Raw genomic sequence first — 17922 nt, 5'->3', positions numbered from 1 at the left:
GATATAAACCGTTTGATTGTAATAAACCATTGATTTATAGTCACACTGAATAGCTAAAACAGGAATAATAATACCTGAAGCTTCCATTTGATCATAGCCAAATCCAAGCGAATCTAATAAATTTGTTCGAGATTCCTCAAACCAGCGGATGTAATTTGAGTGATGAATAATTCCCATTTGATCAGTCTCGTAATAGTGAGCTTTGTGTTCATAGTGCGTTAATTCATTGTTCATAAAGAAACCTCGCTTTACTACATTTAAATAAGCGTCTTACAGATAGATAATGGCGTGATAAGTAATCAATCACTTGTTTTTAAAGTGTTGCTAATTCTGGTACCAGTGATTGGTCTGAAACAGTTGCTAAATAGCCGTACAAAGAACCGGTATAAACAGATTCAAAGATGGGCAGAACTTCTAGATCTTGAGGTGTAATAAAATGTATTTCTTTCTGGAAATGATAGATTTTACTATCGGCTAATAAAGTGGCGACAAATTGAGAACAAAAAAACATGTCATCACGTACGAATTCAATATTGAGAGCAAGTGTCACTAATCCCATCAAGTTATAGTGATACAGATTTTTTGTCTGTTCATAATATCGGATTAGGTTAGTCAACAATGAGTATTGTTCTGGTGTTACATCGCAAGCAAGAATATTGCACTGTGCACGTATAAAATACTCTCTCGTTAAGTCCTCTTGGATGAACCCGGCGATGAAGGGGTTATTAGGACGTTTTCTTCCAAAACTATACATATCTGTCAAAGATGAATCTAAAGCAATGGATGCATGATTGTATTCAGCCTTGGTATAAAATTTAATAGTTTTAGAAAGAAGCGTATTGGTATCGGTTAAAACAAGATATATTTTCATAGAACGACCTTCTTTTTATAAAATAGTTGTGTTGTCTTTCTTTAAATCTATAAAAAAAATAATGACGAAATAAAATAAACTAAACTAGCGAATACTGAAAATAATTCAGTCCTTTTTAGTATACACTATCCATATAAGATTACTATACTTCTTTAATAGAAAGAACCATTTACTAGACGATTTTACACGCTGACGAATTCGTTAGTTTACAAGGTTTATGTACAATAAAACGCATGGTAAAGGGGTTATATTTGCAAAAAAAGATGAATGACTATACCATATGAGTTATAATTGACTGTTTTTAGTAACTATTTTTAAAATGCTTTATGAAAGGAAGGGTTGAAATGATGAATAAGAGAATAATTCCGGTTGTGAGTGCGGCAGATGACCATTACGCCCCCTATCTTAGTGTTATGATGATGACCTTACTTAAGCATTTAGCAGATAATAGCTCAATCTCTTTTTATATTATAGATGATCATATCTCTAAAGAGAGCAAAGAAAAATTGAATCAAGTTATTTTTGGACATTCAGCTGAAATTAATTACTTGGAAGTGAATTCTGATTTATATGCAGATGTGTTAGAAAGTGATCATATCACTCAGACAGCTTATTACCGTATTTCACTACCCGACTTGTTATCAGATAAACACTATAAGAAAGTAGTGTATATAGATTGTGATGTATTGGTACTAGAAGACGTATCTAAGTTATATGATACGGATATTGGCGAAAAAATTATTGGTGCTGTTATTGATCCTGGACAAGCTTTAGTTCTAGATAGATTAGGTGTTAACACAGATGATTATTATTTCAACTCTGGTTTACTACTGATTAATTTAGAACGATGGAGAGAAGCAGACATTACTGAAAAAACACTCAATTTTTTAGAAGAAGAAGAAGACAAAATCATTTATCATGATCAAGACGCACTAAATGCTATTCTTTATGAAAAGTGGTTTCAGTTGCATCCTAGATGGAACGTACAAACATCTTTGCTTTTTGAAAGGCATCAACCACCTACAGTAGAGCACAAAATACTTTATAAGGAAGCCATTCAAAACCCCGCTATTATTCACTTTACTGGTCACGATAAGCCATGGAACTCAAAAGAATACCACCCATACACTCAAATGTATTTAAACGAACTAGCTAAAACTCCATTTCAGCAACAAAAACAACTAAAAGCAGAATCTAAAAAGTAACATCTTTTTGCGATTGAATGTACTCTTTTGAAGCTTAAAAAAGACCTTTTTTTAGGTCCTATTTAAGTTAGAAAAAATTCGGAATTTAATTTTAATAGAGGAGGAACTACTATGTTTGATTCTAAATATATCACCATTGTTTCGTCTAGTAATGAAGACTTTGTAGCACACCTAACCACGTTGTTTCTTTCTTTATTGGAGAGTAAAAATGAAGATACTTGTCTAAATTTTTATGTAATAGACGACAACATTTCCTTAAATTCAAAACTATTATTAAATCGTATGGTAAATCAACATAAAGCGCGAATTAGTTATTTAACGATTGACGAAACGGAATTTGAGAATGTAGTAGAGAGTGAAAGAATTCCGAAAACAGCTTATTATAGAATCTCTATACCCAATCTTTTAAAAGATAGTGATCGCGCGATTTATCTTGATTGTGATATGCTTTCTTTGGAAAATATACAAACTATTTGGGACTTAGACTTAGGTGACAATTTATTAGCTGCGGTAGAAGATGCTGGTTTCCATGATCGGTTGAATTTAATGGGAATTGATTGTCAATCAGATAAATACTTTAATTCTGGAATGATGGTAATGGATCTTAAAAAATGGCGTGAAGAAAAAATAACGGAGCAAGCTTTTGATTTTATTGCAACTTATCCACACTTATTGAAATTTCATGACCAAGATACACTAAATGCGATTCTCCATGATCGTTGGTTAGAATTACATCCTCGCTGGAATGCTCAAACGTATTTAATTTTAGATGAAAAACAACACCCGACAGTCTTAGGTAGAACGAAATGGGAAGAAGCTAGAGAAAACCCAGCGATTGTACATTTTTGTGGACACAAAAAACCGTGGCATAAAGAGTCCATTCATCCTTATAGAGAAGAATATTTTAATTTTAGAAATAGAACAGCGTTCCCATTAGAAGAAGTGAAAGAGGTAAGCGAGACATAAAAAGATAGGAATATGGAGTCTTATCTTTCGGTAAAAAGTTAAAACACCCATAAAGTAACGGTTTTGAGACACAATGTCCCAAAACCGTTTTTAATCTTACTTAAAATAAAAAAGCTAGTACTTTATTTATTCTTATTTTTTATAAAAGCAGAAGGCGACTGACCATAATGTTTTTTAAACAGTTTACTAAAATAGAGTGCATCATTGTAACCAATTAATTTTGAAATTTCTTTAATAGGAATATCCATTTCGGTATCTAAAAGAAGTTTTGCCTGTTCTAATCGAATCTTGATGAGATAGTTTATTGGAGAATCGCCAGTCTCTTCTTTAAATATCCGTGACAGATTTGTAGGACTGGTAAAGAAAATATGTGCGAGATCATTTAAAGCGATATCGTCTGTATAATTTGACTCTAGGTAATGAATAACATCTTTAACGGTTTGTTGTTTTTTCTGTTCTTCTACAGATAAGATTGCTTGAGTAGTTGTGGTCGTAAGAGCGCATTCATCTCTTAAAAGCAAAACAATTAGTTGAGTAACAAGAGATTTAATCATCAGATCGATTCCTGGCTCATTAGCAGAACGCTCAAGAATGATTTTACGACAAATAGCAAAAAACTCCGTATTTTTTTCCTTCAAATGAATAATAGGAGAGTCTACAGGGAAAAAATTTTTAGGTAAATAATCTAGTGTAACATTACGAAATCCGATATGAAGTTGTATATTGTTCATATCAGTAAGTGAGTGTTCGTAATGGCTGATACCAGGGTTAAATAAAAGAACCGTTTCTTTCTCTAAGTAGTAATCTTGATTGCTAATTGTATACAACGATTCGCCTTCAACGATGATGGAAAGCTCTAAAAAGTCGTGGTGATGATTACTCCCTGAAGAAGGACCAATTGTTGCGACATCAAAAACATACAAGATTTCAGGGTTAAACGTTTTTGCATTTACTTTAAACATTCATTCACCTCCAAAAGAATATACTCCTATCTAATTAGTTAAAAGTATAAAGTATCTGATAAGATAGCGCAATCATGCTAGTAGAGGATTCGAATGAATTCATTGTTACTTACTCCATCTCTTTTAATAGAATAGACCATTCTTATAGCTTAAATTTCTCGCTATCATTAAAGTACTTAATAAGTTAAAGGAGGTTAAACATATGGAAAGTATAAGATGGATTTGGAAATATATCCGAGCTTACCGGCTCAACTTACTAGTAGGCATTGTCTTAGTTAGTGTTGTCGCTTTATTAAATGTTGTATCTCCACTTATAGGAGGCATGATTGTTGACGATGTCATAGTAAAGGGCAAATCGGGATTGTTAGTCCCACTACTAGTTATAATGATAATTGCATCACTTTTTCGTACGGTTCTTCGCTATGTGTACCAAATTATGTTTGAGCGGATAGGACAAAATGCTTTATATAACATACGTGAAGAAATGTATCACAAACTACAAGAACTTGATTTTAGTTATTTTAATAACACCCGAGTTGGTGATATTATGGCTAGAATGACAGGTGATACAGATGCTATAAGACACGCGGTTTCGTGGCTGTTTTATAATGTATTGGATAACTTTCTATTGCTTGTTTCAGCAATTGTAGTAATGGGAATAATTGAGTGGCGACTAATGCTGGCTTTACTTATTATTACGCCATTTATTGGGATTTTGACCGTTGTGTTGTCTCGAAAAGCTAACCCTGTTTTTTATCAAATTCGTGAGAGCTTTTCTAGATTAAATTCAATGGTAGAAGAAAATATTAGTGGAAATAAGGTTGTAAAAGCATTTGCTAGAGAGGCTTATGAAATAGAAAAATTTAATCAATACAATGAAGATTATAAAAAGAGAAATTTAGAATCAGCAGCGGTTACGAAAACCTATCTACCGTTATTAGAGACTTTAGCCTCTTTTTTATCAGTTATTACAATAGGGCTAGGTGGATTGTTAGTCATAGATGGAAGTATGACTTTAGGAAATTTAGTGGCTTTTAACGGGTTTATTTGGATGTTAACAATCCCAATGAGAAATGTTGGGTGGTATGTTAATGACTTACAACATTTTATTACCTCAACCTATAGAATTAGAGAGTTGCTATCTGCAAAACCGAAGATACCTCTTGAAAAAAGACAAACCACTCCTACTATTAGAGGTGTCGTTGAGTTTCAAGATGTATCCTTCCACTTTGCTGATGATCCTGATACAGAAGTTTTAAGTCATATTTCATTAAAAGCTTCTCCAGGTCAAACAATTGGTATTTTAGGAGAGACTGGTTCGGGTAAATCAACATTAGTGAACTTAATTTCGCGCTTTTTTGATCCGACTGAAGGACGCATACTGATTGATGGTCAAGATGCGAAAAGAATTAATGTCCGAGAATTGAGAAAACACATTGCAATTGTTATGCAAGATGTCTTTTTATTCTCGGATACAATTAAAGAAAACATTGCATTTGGAACACCAGAAGCAGAATTAGAACGAATTAAACTAATGGCTCGAGTTGCTGATGCTAGTCCATTTATTGAAAGTATGCCAGACCAATACAATACATTCTTAGGAGAACGTGGGAGTGGGTTGTCTGGAGGACAGCGTCAAAGAATTTCTTTAGCAAGAGGTCTAATGAAAGACCCTTCGATACTCATTCTAGATGACACGACCTCAGCAGTTGATATGGAAACAGAAGTCAAAATTCAAAATGAACTCAAACATGTTTCGAAAGAGAAAACCACTTTTATTATAGCGAATCGTATTTCTTCGGTTAAATCGGCTGACGAGATACTGATTTTATCTAAGGGAAAGATTATCGAACGAGGAACGCATGCATCGTTACTGGAACAAAAAGGAGCCTATTATAAAATCTACTTGAAACAATTAGGTAAGTCTGATGATGATGAGGAGGTGTTAGATAATGGCCCAGAATAGTGCTAGAAAAGATGAAGAGTTGAAAGAGGAATTTAATAAAGAGCATTTTAAACGTTTAGGTGGCTATTTAAAGCCATATAAAAAATCTGTCTCAAACATACTATTAGTCATTTTGTTAGCCAATATCATTATGGTTCTTGGTCCTTATCTAACCAGTATTGTTATTGATCAGGCCATACCGAATAAAGATACAGCGCAAATGGGATGGATTATCCTGATATTCACATTAGCCACACTTGTTGGAGGATGGTGTTCTAGGTATCGTATTCAGCATATTACGTTATTAGGACAGAATGTTTTAAAAGATATGCGCTCTGAAATATTTGAACATCTTCAAAAATTATCTTTTTCTTATTTTGATACACGACCACACGGTAAAATTGTTATAAGAGTCGTTAACTATATTAATTCATTAAGTGACTTACTTTCAAACGGCTTAATTAATGTGATTTCAGACGTACTAAGTTTGGTTGTAACCTTAGTTTTTATGGTTTCGATAAATCTCAAATTAACGTTGTACAGTTTTATCTTGTTGCCTTTTCTATTTGTTGTAACCTTGTTTATCCAAAAAGCTCAACGAAAAGCTTTTCAAGAGGTTAGCAATAAACAAGCGAACTTAAATGCTTATATTCACGAGAGTATTTCGGGAATCAAAGTAACGCAATCTTTTACTCGCGAATCAATGAATAGTGAAATATTTTCAGAAGTTAGTCAAGAACAACGAACAACCTGGTTAAAAGCAGTGAAAATTCAGTTGTTATTAGCGCCTGCGATACAAAATATTGCGACAGTGACTATTTCGCTTATTTACTTTATTGGAGTCAGAGGAGTCGGGGTAGATGTATCAACGGGAGTACTCATTGCCTTTATAGGGTACGTTAATAACTTCTGGAATCCAATGGTTAATATAGGGAATTTTTATAATTCGCTCATCACTGGTACGGCTTATTTAGAGCGAATATTTGAGACACTTGATGTTGAGCCTGAAATTACAGATAAAGAAGATGCCTTTGTTATGCCACCTGTAAAGGGAGACGTTGTTTTTAAAGATGTTACGTTTGGCTATAAACCAGAACAAACTATTTTTGAGAAACTATCTTTTCACGTTAAACCAGGCGAGACGATTGCCATAGTAGGTCCAACAGGTGCTGGTAAATCAACGATTATTAATTTAATCAGTCGATTTTATGACGTGGATGATGGTGAAATTTTAGTAGATGGTATCGATATTCGTAATGTGACGTTAAAATCATTAAGAGACCAAATAGGTGTAATGCTGCAAGATACGTTTATTTTTTCTGGGACAATTATGGAAAATATCCGCTATGGAAAATTAGACGCTTCAGAAGAAGAAATTATTGCAGCAGCTAAAGTAGTTCGTGCCCATGATTTTATCATGCAACAAAAAGAAGGGTACAAGACTGTGATAAAAGAGCGGGGGAGTACATTATCAGCTGGACAACGTCAGCTAATTTCTTTTGCTCGGACGTTATTATCTGATCCAAAAGTTTTAATTTTAGATGAAGCAACTTCAAGTATTGATACTCAAACGGAAATTCTTTTACAAGAAGGATTAGATCAATTATTGGAAGGACGAACAGCATTTATTATCGCTCACCGGTTATCAACAATTAAAAATAGTACACGAATTTTTTATATTGCTGATAAAGTTATTCAAGAATCAGGGAGTCATGAGGAGTTGATGGCTGAAAAAGGTTTGTATTACAATTTATACAAAACACAATTCGATTTGCTGCAGCAGATATAATAAAATCAAAAGGCCACTCGATTAAAATAATGCATTACAAGCCACAGGGTTTGTAGTGCATTTTTAGGGTGCATTATTTTGCTAGCAGCTAAAATGGGTGTATGATATATTTGAGTAAGAATTAAAGGAATGAAAAGAGGATGACAATGACGAACCAGATTTTTGAAAGTGAACACCAAATTAATTATTATGAGTGTGACGCCAATCAGCAATTGACTATTTCCATGTTAGTGAATATTATGATGCAAGTATCAGGTGAACAAAGCTATGTACTAGGTGTAGGGGATGAAGAGTTAGCGAAAGAAGGTTTAGCTTGGATTGTCCTTCAATACGCGGTCGATATCAAACAGATTCCCAAAGCTCATCAAACAATAAAAATAACGACGCAAGCATCATCTTATAACAAGTTGTTTTGTTACCGTGAATTTAAGGTATACGACGAAGCAGGTACTCTTTGTGTCACTGCTAAAAGTACATTTGCATTATTAGATAGTGAAAAAAGAAAAATGGTTCGTATTCATGATGAAATTGTTGAACCCTTTCAAGCACCATTTTCAAAAAAATTAATTCGTACGCCTAAACCTGAAAAGATAAAAGAAGACGAAGTAGTAGAAAATGAGTATCGTGTACGTTACTTAGATATTGATTCAAATCTGCATGTGAACAATTCTAAATACTTAGATTGGGCGATTGATACTTTGGATTATGATTTTTTAACAACACATACATTAACACATTTAAATATTAAGTTTGAAAAAGAAGTCTACTATGGCAATCAAATAAAAAGCCAAATGAGTCTATTTCAAAATGAAGCAGGGCAACTTGTTTCTGCTCATCGTATTAAGACAGGTGATGTGATAAATAGTGAGGCAAGTATGACATGGGAAAAAAAAGAGGAATTGAATAGGTGATGAGATGGTAACGATTAATGATATCGCTGAACGAGCGGGAGTTGCTAAAAGTACGGTTTCTAGATATTTAAATAGTGGATCAGTAAGCCATAAAACAAAATTAAAACTAGATAAAATTGTTTTAGAAACAGGCTATAGACCCAATACATTTGCGCAGAGTTTAAAAGCAAAAAAAACGTCTATCATCGGAACGATTATTCCAAGGTTGGATTCTTATTCTGCTAACGAAGCCCTAATTGCTATTGATAAAGGTTTAAGAGAGAAGAATTTCCAACTTTTAATTACAAATACAAACCAAAGTACTGAAAGAGAAATTGAAAGTATTTATTCGTTAGCGAGTCAAAAAGTTGCAGGGATATTACTATTTGCGACGGTAATTACCGATGCCCACAAGAAAGCTATCGCAGATGTAGGCATCCCGGTTATTCTATTGGGTCAACAAGCTGACAATTTTTATTCAATTGTTCACGATGAATACGATGCTGGCTTTAAAATAGGCACATATGCGAATCAACTAGGTCACAAACATTTTCTTTACTTGAATGTATTCGAAGCAGATATAGCTGTAGGTCAAATGCGAAAAAAAGGCGTTTTAGACGCGTTAAATCAAAGTAAAGAGAATACCGTCGATATAATTGAAACAAGTTTTACTTTTGAAGAAGCTTATAAGCAAATTATAAAACTATTGCCTACAATAAAAGCTTCTTATATTATATGTGCAACAGATAATATTGCTTTAGCAGTATTAAAAGCAGCGCATCAGTTAAAAATAACCATTCCAGCTACATTTTCATTATCTGGATTTGGCGGATACCAAATCACGACGGTCGTTTCACCAACGATTACGACTGTTAAATATGCGTACCAAGAATTAGGCGAACTAGCGGTTAAAAATTTACTCTTATTATTGGAAGGATCGCTAATTCCTGAAAAAATAGTTTTGAAAAATAGGTTAATAAAAAATGAATCAACTATAAAATGGGCTAACTAAATAACAACTATACTCAACTCTTTTCTTTTGGGAAAATAAAAGAGTTGAGTATGTTTATGCTTTTTCACCTAATTTTATAAATTAGGTATAAAATGCTAGACAAATGAAATGAAAGTGGTTACACTATAAATAGAACCGGTTCCGTATTTAGTGAACCAATAAAGAGGAGGAAATAAAAATGTCAGAGAACCAAAGAATTGCTAAAGAGGTCATTGAGGCGGTTGGGGGAAATGAAAATATTCAATCGGTCGCTCATTGCGCTACTCGTTTACGAATTATGGTAAATAAAGAAGAAAACATCGATAAGGAAGCAGTAGAAAACATTGATAAAGTAAAAGGAGCTTTCTATAACTCAGGGCAATTCCAAATCATTTTCGGAACCGGTACCGTTAATAAAATATATGAAGAAGTGATGGCTTTAGGAACTCCTGGCAGCTCAACTGGAGATATGAAACAGGAAGCCAAAAAACAAGGAAATATCTTTCAACGGATGATTCGGACATTTGGAGATGTTTTTGTACCAATCATTCCAGTTTTAGTTGCAACCGGATTATTTATGGGATTACGTGGTTTATTAACACAAGAGCAAGTGCTAGCCGTTTTTGGTTTAGTGCCAGCAGATATTAGTGCGAACTTTTTATTGTATACACAAGTTTTAACGGATACAGCCTTTGCGTTTTTACCAGCATTAGTAGCATGGTCATCATTCAAGGTATTTGGTGGATCTCCTGTTATTGGAATTGTGTTGGGTTTGATGCTAGTTAACCCAGCTCTTCCTAACGCATACGCCGTTGCGGGCGGGACTGCTGATCCAATCACGATGTTTGGCTTCATTCCTGTAGTTGGTTATCAAGGAACGGTTCTACCGGCCTTTATTGCTGGTTTTGCAGGAGCTAAACTAGAACGATGGATACGCAAACGTGTTCCAGAGTATTTAGATTTATTGCTTACACCATTTTTAACCTTATTGATTATGAGTATTTTATCGCTATTTTTGATTGGTCCTGTTTTTCACTCTTTAGAAGAAGTTGTATTGAACGCTACCGTTTGGGCATTAGGTTTGCCATTTGGTCTAGCTGGTTTAGTCATTGGTGGGTTAAATCAAATTATTGTCGTAACCGGTATTCACCATTTATTTAATTTCCTTGAAATTCAGTTATTAGCAAACACTGGAGTAAACCCTTATAACGGTATTATTACAGCTAGTGTGGCTGCTCAAGGTGGAGCCTCTTTAGCAGTAGCAATGAAAACGAAATCTAAGAAATTGAAAGCATTAGCTTATCCATCTACATTATCTGCCTTTTTAGGTATCACTGAACCAGCTGTTTTCGGCGTAAACTTAAGATACGTTAAGCCATTTATCTTCGGACTAGTTGGTGGAGCAGCAGGTGGTTTCTTTGGAAATATTATGGGACTGGAAGCCTCAGGTATGGCTGTGACTGTTATCCCAGGAACGTTGTTGTATTTAAACAGCCAAATTATCTGGTATCTATTGACAAATATAATCGCGATTTCAGTAGCTTTTGCCTTAACCTACCTCTTTGGCTATAGCGATAAAATGAAAAATGAACTAGAAGCGTGAGGGGAAGTTTAAAAATGGTACAGAATAAAACAATGGGGAAGTATGAGTTGGATTACCACATCACACCCCCAAAAGGATTATTAAATGATCCTAACGGGTTAATTCAGTTTAATGGGGTATACCATGTCTTTTACCAATGGAATCAAAATGAAACAAATCATACGACTAAAAGTTGGGGCCATGTTACATCAAAAGACTTGATCCAATGGACGAATCAACCAGTAGCATTAGAACCAAATGACTGGTTTGATAAAGACGGTTGTTACTCTGGTAGTGCCCTTTCTTATGAAAATAAACTGTATTTATTTTATACTGGTAACGTTAGAAATGAGAAAAATGAACGAGAAAGTTACCAGTGTTTAGCTGTTTCAGAAGATGGCATAAATTTTGAGAAAAAAGGTCCGATTATCCATCAACCGATTGGATATACTGCTCATATAAGAGATCCCAAAGTATGGCAAACGGACAATAACGACTGGTGGATGATACTAGGTGCTCAAAAAGAAAATTTAACAGGGGACACATTGATTTATCATTCAACTAATTTAACGGATTGGGTATGTAAGGGTTCTTTGATGGATCAGAAAGATGAATTTGGCTACATGTGGGAGTGTCCAGATTTAGTGCATTTTGAAAATAAATCAGTTTTTATCTTTTCTCCGCAAGGCTTAACGTCTAAAAAGGATGAGTTTAATAATATCTACCATTCAGGTTATCTAACTGGTGAATTTACCAAATTCGGCAAATTTAAACCAGATAATCATTCTTTTAAAGAGTTAGATAGAGGATTTGATTTTTACGCACCTCAAACATTTAAAGATAATAACGCAAGAGTCATTCTGTTTGGATGGATGGGTGTGATGGAGCCTGAAGTCGAGGCGGCTATCCCAACTATCCAAGACGGATGGGTTCATAATTTAACTATTCCAAGAGAGTTAAGTTATTCTGATGGATTGTTAATCCAACAGCCAGTGACAGAGTTAAAGAGATTAAGGCAAGCTTCTCCTCGAATAACAATCGCAAAGGCGAATGAGTCTTACCGATTGCCAACAGTTCAAAACGAAATTCTACTAAATTGGGAAAAGACGGCGGGTTCATTTGAATTTCAAATTAGGAAAGAAGTATCCGTTGACTATAAGGAAGAATCTCGTCGTATAAAGGTAACTCGAACAAACTGGTTAACAGGTAATAGGGAGTCACGTGCAGTAACACTAAAAAAACCATTAGTGCAAATGCAATTATTTCTTGAAAGTTCTACATTAGAACTTTTTATTAATAATGGAGAAGAAGTCTTTTCTTTACGCTACTTTACAACTACAGAAGTAAATACGTTGGATATGAATTCTTGTACACTAGGCAAAGAACCAGAAGTGACATTTTATACACTGAAAAAATAACTAAAAAGAAGGTCGAGTTCTCTGCATACGTGCAAGAAAACTCGACCTTCTTTTTTAAAAATACTGAGCAATTTCTATAGGGTCTTTAGTGGTATCTAAAGCCACCATTAATTTAATGCGTGCTTTTGGACCAGTCAATCCATTAGTAAAAATAACGCCAGCTTCATGTAGTTGTTTTCCACCACCCAGATAGTCGTAAACATCTTGTGCAATCCCATTAAACGAACGCGAAACTAAAACAACAGGAATGTTTTTAGCTAGTATACGATACAATGAAGGCAAAACAGCGGGTGGTAAATTACCAGCACCTAACGCTTCAATAACTAGTCCATCTGTCTCTGGATTATTTATTGCTTCAAAAAGAGTGCCATCCATGCCAGCGTAAGCCTTTAGAACGTAGACCTTTTTATCAACAGAAGAGATAGTGAATTTTTCTTCTGTAATAAGTTTTTGAAAAAATAAAACGTCATTTTTAGAAATTAAGCCAATAGGTCCAAAAGTAGGTGTTTGAAAAGTAGCAACATTTGACGTATGTGTCTTAGTTACGTAACGAGCTGTATGGATTTCATCGTTCATGACGACTAAAACACCTTTATTTTTAGCTTCATCGGATAAAGCAACCCAAACAGCACTTTGAAAGTTGTACAAGCCGTCTGAACCAATTTCATTGCTAGAACGCATAGCACCTGTAATAACAATAGGTAAGGCATGACTTAAGGTTAAATCTAAAAAATAAGCTGTTTCTTCTAAAGTATCTGTTCCATGAGTAATAACAACCCCATCAGCTTCATGAGAAAGAATAGCTTGCTCAATTCGGATTTTTAAAGTCAGCATTTCTCTAGGAGTAATATGAGGAGAAGGCAATTGGAAAAAATCTTCTACAATCAAATTAGCTTCTTTGTCAAATAAATGACTATGCTTTTGCAATGGGTTTTCTGTATTTGGACGAACTTTACCAGTGGTTTGATCTTCACTCATGGCGATGGTTCCACCTGTATGTAAAACTAGAATAGTTTTCAAGTAAATTTTCCTCCTTATTTTAAAAAACCAGAAGGAATCAAATGTTTCACTTCTGGTTAATGATTAATTAAAAAATGGGTTAAATTGTTTTTCTTGACCAATAGTAGATCTTTCGCCGTGGCCGGGATAAATGTGCATCTCATTTGCTAAGGTAAAGAGCTGTTCGTTAATCCCTTGTAATAAATCGCTAGGACTAAAGGGCAAGTCAGACCGACCAATACTATTTTTAAATAAAGCATCTCCTGTGATAACAAAGTCAGAAAAAATAAAACTAACGCCACCAGGAGAGTGACCGGGAGTAGGAACAACACGAAATTCTAATCCACCAAGGGTATAGTCTTTCATCATTTCAAATTCATATTCAGCTGGTCGAGCGATAATAGGATTAAAAAGAGAGTCTGAAAGGTTTAAAACAGGACTCATTAACCAGTCTTTTTCTAATGAACTAACATAGACAGGAATAGTATAAGTTGAGCGTATCTCTTCTAGTGCACCAATATGGTCGTAATGACAATGCGTTAATAGGACAGCTATGGGTGTGACATGTAGTTGTTCAATGGTTTGCTTAATTTTTTGGAAATCAGCCCCTGGATCGATAATCAAAGCTGTTTTATCTTGATAAATAATGTAGCAATTCTCTTTAATTGATCCAGTAATCAGTTGTTTAATTTTAGTCATCATTAAGATTCCTCTCATTCCATGTTTAAAATTAGTATACTCGAAATAGACTGAAAAACAAACGTTCAAGAGAGGGATAGATGAAAAAAGACAGCCTGGATTAAGGAGTTAGAGGATAAAAAGAACAACTTCTTATTGGAGAGTATGCAGTATGTAGTAAAAAAATCAGGAAACAGAAAGAGGCTTTTTTTTATTTTAGTTAAAAAAGTGCTATAATTTAATCGAATAGATAATCAAAAACGAGTTTAGAAAATAGAAACGGATCGCATTACTTAGAAAATTGATTAATAACACGTGTTAATTGTGAGAGACTACTAAGTTAGTTGATAAAAAGCTATATTTAAACGGAAATCCTGTTATACTAATAAAAATAAAACAAATGAGTGAGGTAATTATGAAAAGAAATATGTTTGAAGAATTTAATATAGGACAAGAATTAACTGAAGCACTAGAAAGTTTACGCTACTACAAGCCAACTGCTGTTCAAAAAGAAGTTTTACCTTTAGCGTTAGCTAAAAAAGACGTGATTGTTGAGTCACAAACGGGTAGTGGGAAAACGGTTAGTTATGGCGTTCCACTATGTGAGAACGTAATATGGGAAGAAAATCGCCCACAAGCTTTGGTTTTAGTCCCAACTAGAGAACTGGCGTTACAAGTGAAAGAAGACATTACAAACATTGGTCGACTAAAGAGAATAAAAGCAACAGCTGTTTTTGGGAAAGCTTCTTTTGAAACTCAAAAATCAGAATTAAAACAAAAAAGTCATATTGTTGTTGGAACACCAGGGCGAGTATTGGATCATTTACAGAAAGGCACATTTAAAGTTGATAAATTAAGTTTCTTAGTTATTGATGAAGCAGATGAAATGTTAAATATGGGCTTTATTGACCAGATGGCTGCTATTATTGAGTTTTTGCCTGAAGAACGCCAAACCTTATTATTCTCAGCAACGATGCCAGCTGAAGTTGAACGACTAGCTAGCTTCTATATGAAAGCTGACAAAGTATCGGTTAAAATTGAAGCAACAGAACAATCTAAACCTAAAATTGTTCAATCTTATTTAAAAGTTGAGCCAGAAAAAAAACCGGAACAACTTTTAGATTTGTTAACGGTTGAAAATCCAGATAGCTGCATGATTTTTTGTAACACACAAGAAGCGGTTAACCAGTTGTACACGTTCTTAAATAAAGCTGGATTAACGATTGATAAAATTCATGGTGGAATGGTCCAAGAAGATCGCTTTAGCGTGATGGATGATTTTAGAAAAGGAAAATTCCGTTATTTAGTGGCAACCGATGTAGCTGCTCGTGGGATTGATATCGATAATGTAACACACGTCATAAATTATGATGTTCCTGTTGAAAAAGAGAGTTTCATTCATCGGACAGGTAGAACTGGACGTGCTGGTAAAACGGGGACGGCATTAACATTGGTGACACCTAAAGAAAGACCTTGGTGGCAGGAAGTAAGAGCGTACGCACAACAAGAAATTACAGAAATTACCCCACCAAATAGTCGGTTTGTTCAATCACACAAATCAGCTTTTGAGAAAAAAATGCAAGAACGGTTAATTGTTAAAACAGCTCGCAACAAAGAATTAAACCGTGGTATCACAAAGATTTATTTTAATGGTGGCAAGAAAAAGAAATTAAGAGCTGTTGACTTTGTTGGAACGTTAACCAATATACCAGGAATTAAAGCGGATGATATTGGGATTATTACGATTCAAGAAAACGTAACTTATGTTGAAGTATTAAACGGTAAAGGACCAAGAGTCATTGAAGAAATGAAAGATAGAACAATTAAAGGCAAACAATTAAAAGTTCATAAAGCAAATGCAAATAAATAAAAAAATTCTCGCCAACTATAAATAGTTGGCGAGAATTTTTTTATTGGATTATTTAGCATAGAGTTCTTTGATTTGTTCTTGGACTGTTTTATTCTCTAAGAACTCTTCATAAGTTGTGTCTGCTCTATCAACAACGCCATTAGGAGTAATTTCGATAATACGATTTGCAATTGTTTGAACGAATTGGTGGTCATGTGATGAGAACAACATAGCGCCTTTAAATGTCATTAAACCATCATTTAAAGCCGTGATAGATTCTAAATCTAAATGGTTTGTTGGGTCATCTAAGACGAGTACGTTTGCTTTACTCAACATCATTTTTGATAACATACAACGAACTTTTTCACCACCGGAAAGAACACCGATTTTTTTCAAAACATCTTCTCCAGAGAAAAGCATACGACCTAGGAAGCTACGTAAGAAAGTATTGTCACTTTCTTCTTGTGAAGCAAATTGGCGTAACCAATCCACAATAGTCATATCAGATTGTTCAAATTCTGAAGTTGTATCTTTAGGCAAGTAAGTTTGAGTTGTCGTAACTCCCCACTTGAAAGTTCCTGAATCAGGTTCCATTTCACCCATAATAATTTTGAAAAGTACTGTAATAGCTGCTTCGTTCATGCTAGTAAAAGCAACTTTATCATCTTTATTTAAAGCAAAGCTAATATTGTTTAATATTTTTTTGCCGTCAATTGTTTTTGAAATGTTTTCAACACGAATTAAATCATTTCCGATTTCTCTATCTGGAGAAAAACCGACAAATGGGTAACGACGTGAAGAAGGTTGGATGTCATCTAAAGTGATTTTTTCCAATGTTTTTTTACGTGAAGTCGCTTGTTTAGATTTAGATGCGTTAGCACTGAATCGAGCGATAAAGTCTTGCAATTCTTTAATTTGATCTTCTTTTTTAGCATTCGCATCACCAGCTAATTTACTAGCTAATTGACTTGATTCTAACCAGAAGTCATAGTTACCAGCGAAAACTTTGATTTTACCAAAGTCAACATCGGCCATATGTGTACAAACTTTATTTAAGAAATGACGGTCATGGGAAACAACAATGACGGTATTTGGGAAGTTAATTAAAAATTCCTCTAACCATTCAATAGATAACTTGTCTAGTCCATTAGTAGGCTCATCTAATAATAGAACATCAGGCTTACCAAATAAGGCTTGAGCTAAAAGAACTTTAACTTTTTGTCCTCCTGATAATTCACTCATTTTAGTGTCATGCAGATTTTCTGAAATACCTAAACCTTGAAGTAAAACAGCCGCTTGAGGTTCAGCTTCCCAACCATCTAATTCAGCAAATTCGCCTTCTAATTCAGCAGCACGAATGCCATCTTCATCTGTGAATTCTTCTTTCATGTAGACAGCGTCTTTTTCTTTCATAATCTCATACAAACGATCGTGTCCCATAATAACAGTCTCTAAAACGGTATATTCTTCATATCCATAATGATCTTGTTTTAAGGTTGTTAAGCGTTCATCGGGTCCAAGTGCGATATTTCCTGTTGAAGGTGCAATCTCACCAGATAAAATCTTTAAAAAAGTTGATTTTCCTGCTCCGTTTGCGCCAATTAAGCCGTAGCAATTGCCTGGGATGAATTTAATATTAACTTCATCAAATAATTTTCGGTCAGAGAATTCTAAACTAACATTAGATACTGTAATCATTTAATTTACTTACCCCTATTCTATAGTATATCTAACCTATTTTAACATGGATAGTGATCGAAATCTATGCTAAAAAAAG

General features: G+C 34.3%; 14 protein-coding genes and 1 pseudogene. 9 read left to right on the top strand and 6 right to left on the bottom strand.

Going from position 1 to position 17922, the window contains the following annotated elements:
• Positions 1-234, bottom strand: a 234-nt coding sequence (locus tag WBF61_RS01120) for an acyl-CoA thioesterase (protein WP_424253170.1), incomplete at its 3' end; no start/stop codon positions are given.
• A gap of 79 nt (positions 235-313) precedes the next feature.
• Positions 314-871 carry a hypothetical protein gene (locus WBF61_RS01115; RefSeq protein ID WP_424253169.1) on the bottom strand — a complete coding sequence of 186 codons (558 nt, stop codon included), beginning with the start codon at positions 869-871 and terminating at the stop codon, positions 314-316.
• 347 nt (positions 872-1218) lie between these two features.
• Between WBF61_RS01115 and WBF61_RS01110 the strand changes: the two genes are divergently transcribed.
• On the top strand, positions 1219-2076 hold the full coding sequence (locus WBF61_RS01110; RefSeq protein WP_424253167.1) for a glycosyltransferase family 8 protein: 858 nt from the start codon (positions 1219-1221) through the stop codon (positions 2074-2076).
• 111 nt (positions 2077-2187) lie between these two features.
• Positions 2188-3042 (top strand): glycosyltransferase family 8 protein, encoded by an 855-nt coding sequence (locus WBF61_RS01105; RefSeq protein WP_424253165.1) that lies wholly within the window; start codon positions 2188-2190, stop codon positions 3040-3042.
• A gap of 122 nt (positions 3043-3164) precedes the next feature.
• On the opposite strand, the gene WBF61_RS01100 is transcribed toward WBF61_RS01105, so the two are convergent.
• Positions 3165-4004 carry an AraC family transcriptional regulator gene (locus WBF61_RS01100; protein WP_424253163.1) on the bottom strand — a complete coding sequence of 280 codons (840 nt, stop codon included), beginning with the start codon at positions 4002-4004 and terminating at the stop codon, positions 3165-3167.
• Positions 4005-4206: 202 nt separating this feature from the next.
• On the opposite strand from WBF61_RS01100, the gene WBF61_RS01095 reads away from it, so the two are divergent.
• The 6 genes and pseudogenes from WBF61_RS01095 to WBF61_RS01070 all read left to right on the top strand — a co-directional run bounded on the left by WBF61_RS01095 (position 4207) and on the right by WBF61_RS01070 (position 12619).
• Complete coding sequence (locus WBF61_RS01095) at positions 4207-5970, top strand: ABC transporter ATP-binding protein (protein WP_424253161.1); 1764 nt, start codon at positions 4207-4209, stop codon at positions 5968-5970.
• The gene (locus tag WBF61_RS01090; RefSeq protein ID WP_424253159.1) at positions 5957-7738 is read left to right on the top strand and encodes an ABC transporter ATP-binding protein; all 1782 of its coding nucleotides are present in this window, start codon (positions 5957-5959) and stop codon (positions 7736-7738) included. The genes WBF61_RS01095 and WBF61_RS01090 overlap by 14 nt, the downstream gene beginning before the upstream one ends.
• Before the next feature lie 146 nt (positions 7739-7884).
• A complete protein-coding gene (locus WBF61_RS01085) occupies positions 7885-8649 on the top strand; it encodes an acyl-[acyl-carrier-protein] thioesterase (protein ID WP_424253158.1) in 765 nt (254 codons plus the stop codon).
• Positions 8650-8653: 4 nt separating this feature from the next.
• The gene (locus tag WBF61_RS01080; protein WP_424253156.1) at positions 8654-9640 is read left to right on the top strand and encodes a LacI family DNA-binding transcriptional regulator; all 987 of its coding nucleotides are present in this window, start codon (positions 8654-8656) and stop codon (positions 9638-9640) included.
• 178 nt (positions 9641-9818) lie between these two features.
• Positions 9819-11198: pseudogene (locus WBF61_RS01075) on the top strand (sucrose-specific PTS transporter subunit IIBC); the annotation flags it as partial.
• A 38-nt stretch (positions 11199-11236) separates the two neighbouring features.
• A complete protein-coding gene (locus tag WBF61_RS01070) occupies positions 11237-12619 on the top strand; it encodes a glycoside hydrolase family 32 protein (RefSeq protein ID WP_424253155.1) in 1383 nt (460 codons plus the stop codon).
• A 54-nt stretch (positions 12620-12673) separates the two neighbouring features.
• Here the strand turns inward: WBF61_RS01070 and WBF61_RS01065 are convergent, their stop codons facing one another.
• Together WBF61_RS01065 and WBF61_RS01060 are read right to left on the bottom strand one after the other, a co-directional pair.
• Positions 12674-13639 carry an asparaginase gene (locus tag WBF61_RS01065; RefSeq protein WP_424253153.1) on the bottom strand — a complete coding sequence of 322 codons (966 nt, stop codon included), beginning with the start codon at positions 13637-13639 and terminating at the stop codon, positions 12674-12676.
• Positions 13640-13702: 63 nt separating this feature from the next.
• Complete coding sequence (locus tag WBF61_RS01060) at positions 13703-14317, bottom strand: MBL fold metallo-hydrolase (protein ID WP_424253172.1); 615 nt, start codon at positions 14315-14317, stop codon at positions 13703-13705.
• A 394-nt stretch (positions 14318-14711) separates the two neighbouring features.
• Between WBF61_RS01060 and WBF61_RS01055 the strand changes: the two genes are divergently transcribed.
• Complete coding sequence (locus WBF61_RS01055; RefSeq protein ID WP_424253152.1) at positions 14712-16166, top strand: DEAD/DEAH box helicase; 1455 nt, start codon at positions 14712-14714, stop codon at positions 16164-16166.
• A gap of 48 nt (positions 16167-16214) precedes the next feature.
• Here WBF61_RS01055 and WBF61_RS01050 read toward each other — a convergent pair whose 3' ends face one another.
• Positions 16215-17843, bottom strand: a complete 1629-nt coding sequence (locus WBF61_RS01050; protein ID WP_424253150.1) for an ABC-F family ATP-binding cassette domain-containing protein — start codon at positions 17841-17843, stop codon at positions 16215-16217.
• Between the last annotated feature and the right edge of the window lie 79 nt (positions 17844-17922).

Source organism: Carnobacterium sp. (genome assembly GCF_049673005.1).
In the GTDB taxonomy this organism is placed as follows: Bacteria; Bacillota; Bacilli; order Lactobacillales; family Carnobacteriaceae; genus Carnobacterium_A.
Note: the sequence above shows the minus strand (reverse complement) of the source record. Positions and strands in the feature narration are given on the sequence as shown.

Coding starts and splice junctions, on each gene's coding strand:
- WBF61_RS01115 (WP_424253169.1), bottom strand. CDS start 871: ATGAAAATATATCTTGTTTTAACCGATACCAATACGCTTCTTTCTAAA.
- WBF61_RS01110 (WP_424253167.1), top strand. CDS start 1,219: ATGAATAAGAGAATAATTCCGGTTGTGAGTGCGGCAGATGACCATTAC.
- WBF61_RS01105 (WP_424253165.1), top strand. CDS start 2,188: ATGTTTGATTCTAAATATATCACCATTGTTTCGTCTAGTAATGAAGAC.
- WBF61_RS01100 (WP_424253163.1), bottom strand. CDS start 4,004: ATGTTTAAAGTAAATGCAAAAACGTTTAACCCTGAAATCTTGTATGTT.
- WBF61_RS01095 (WP_424253161.1), top strand. CDS start 4,207: ATGGAAAGTATAAGATGGATTTGGAAATATATCCGAGCTTACCGGCTC.
- WBF61_RS01090 (WP_424253159.1), top strand. CDS start 5,957: ATGGCCCAGAATAGTGCTAGAAAAGATGAAGAGTTGAAAGAGGAATTT.
- WBF61_RS01085 (WP_424253158.1), top strand. CDS start 7,885: ATGACGAACCAGATTTTTGAAAGTGAACACCAAATTAATTATTATGAG.
- WBF61_RS01080 (WP_424253156.1), top strand. CDS start 8,654: ATGGTAACGATTAATGATATCGCTGAACGAGCGGGAGTTGCTAAAAGT.
- WBF61_RS01070 (WP_424253155.1), top strand. CDS start 11,237: ATGGTACAGAATAAAACAATGGGGAAGTATGAGTTGGATTACCACATC.
- WBF61_RS01060 (WP_424253172.1), bottom strand. CDS start 14,317: ATGACTAAAATTAAACAACTGATTACTGGATCAATTAAAGAGAATTGC.
- WBF61_RS01055 (WP_424253152.1), top strand. CDS start 14,712: ATGAAAAGAAATATGTTTGAAGAATTTAATATAGGACAAGAATTAACT.
- WBF61_RS01050 (WP_424253150.1), bottom strand. CDS start 17,843: ATGATTACAGTATCTAATGTTAGTTTAGAATTCTCTGACCGAAAATTA.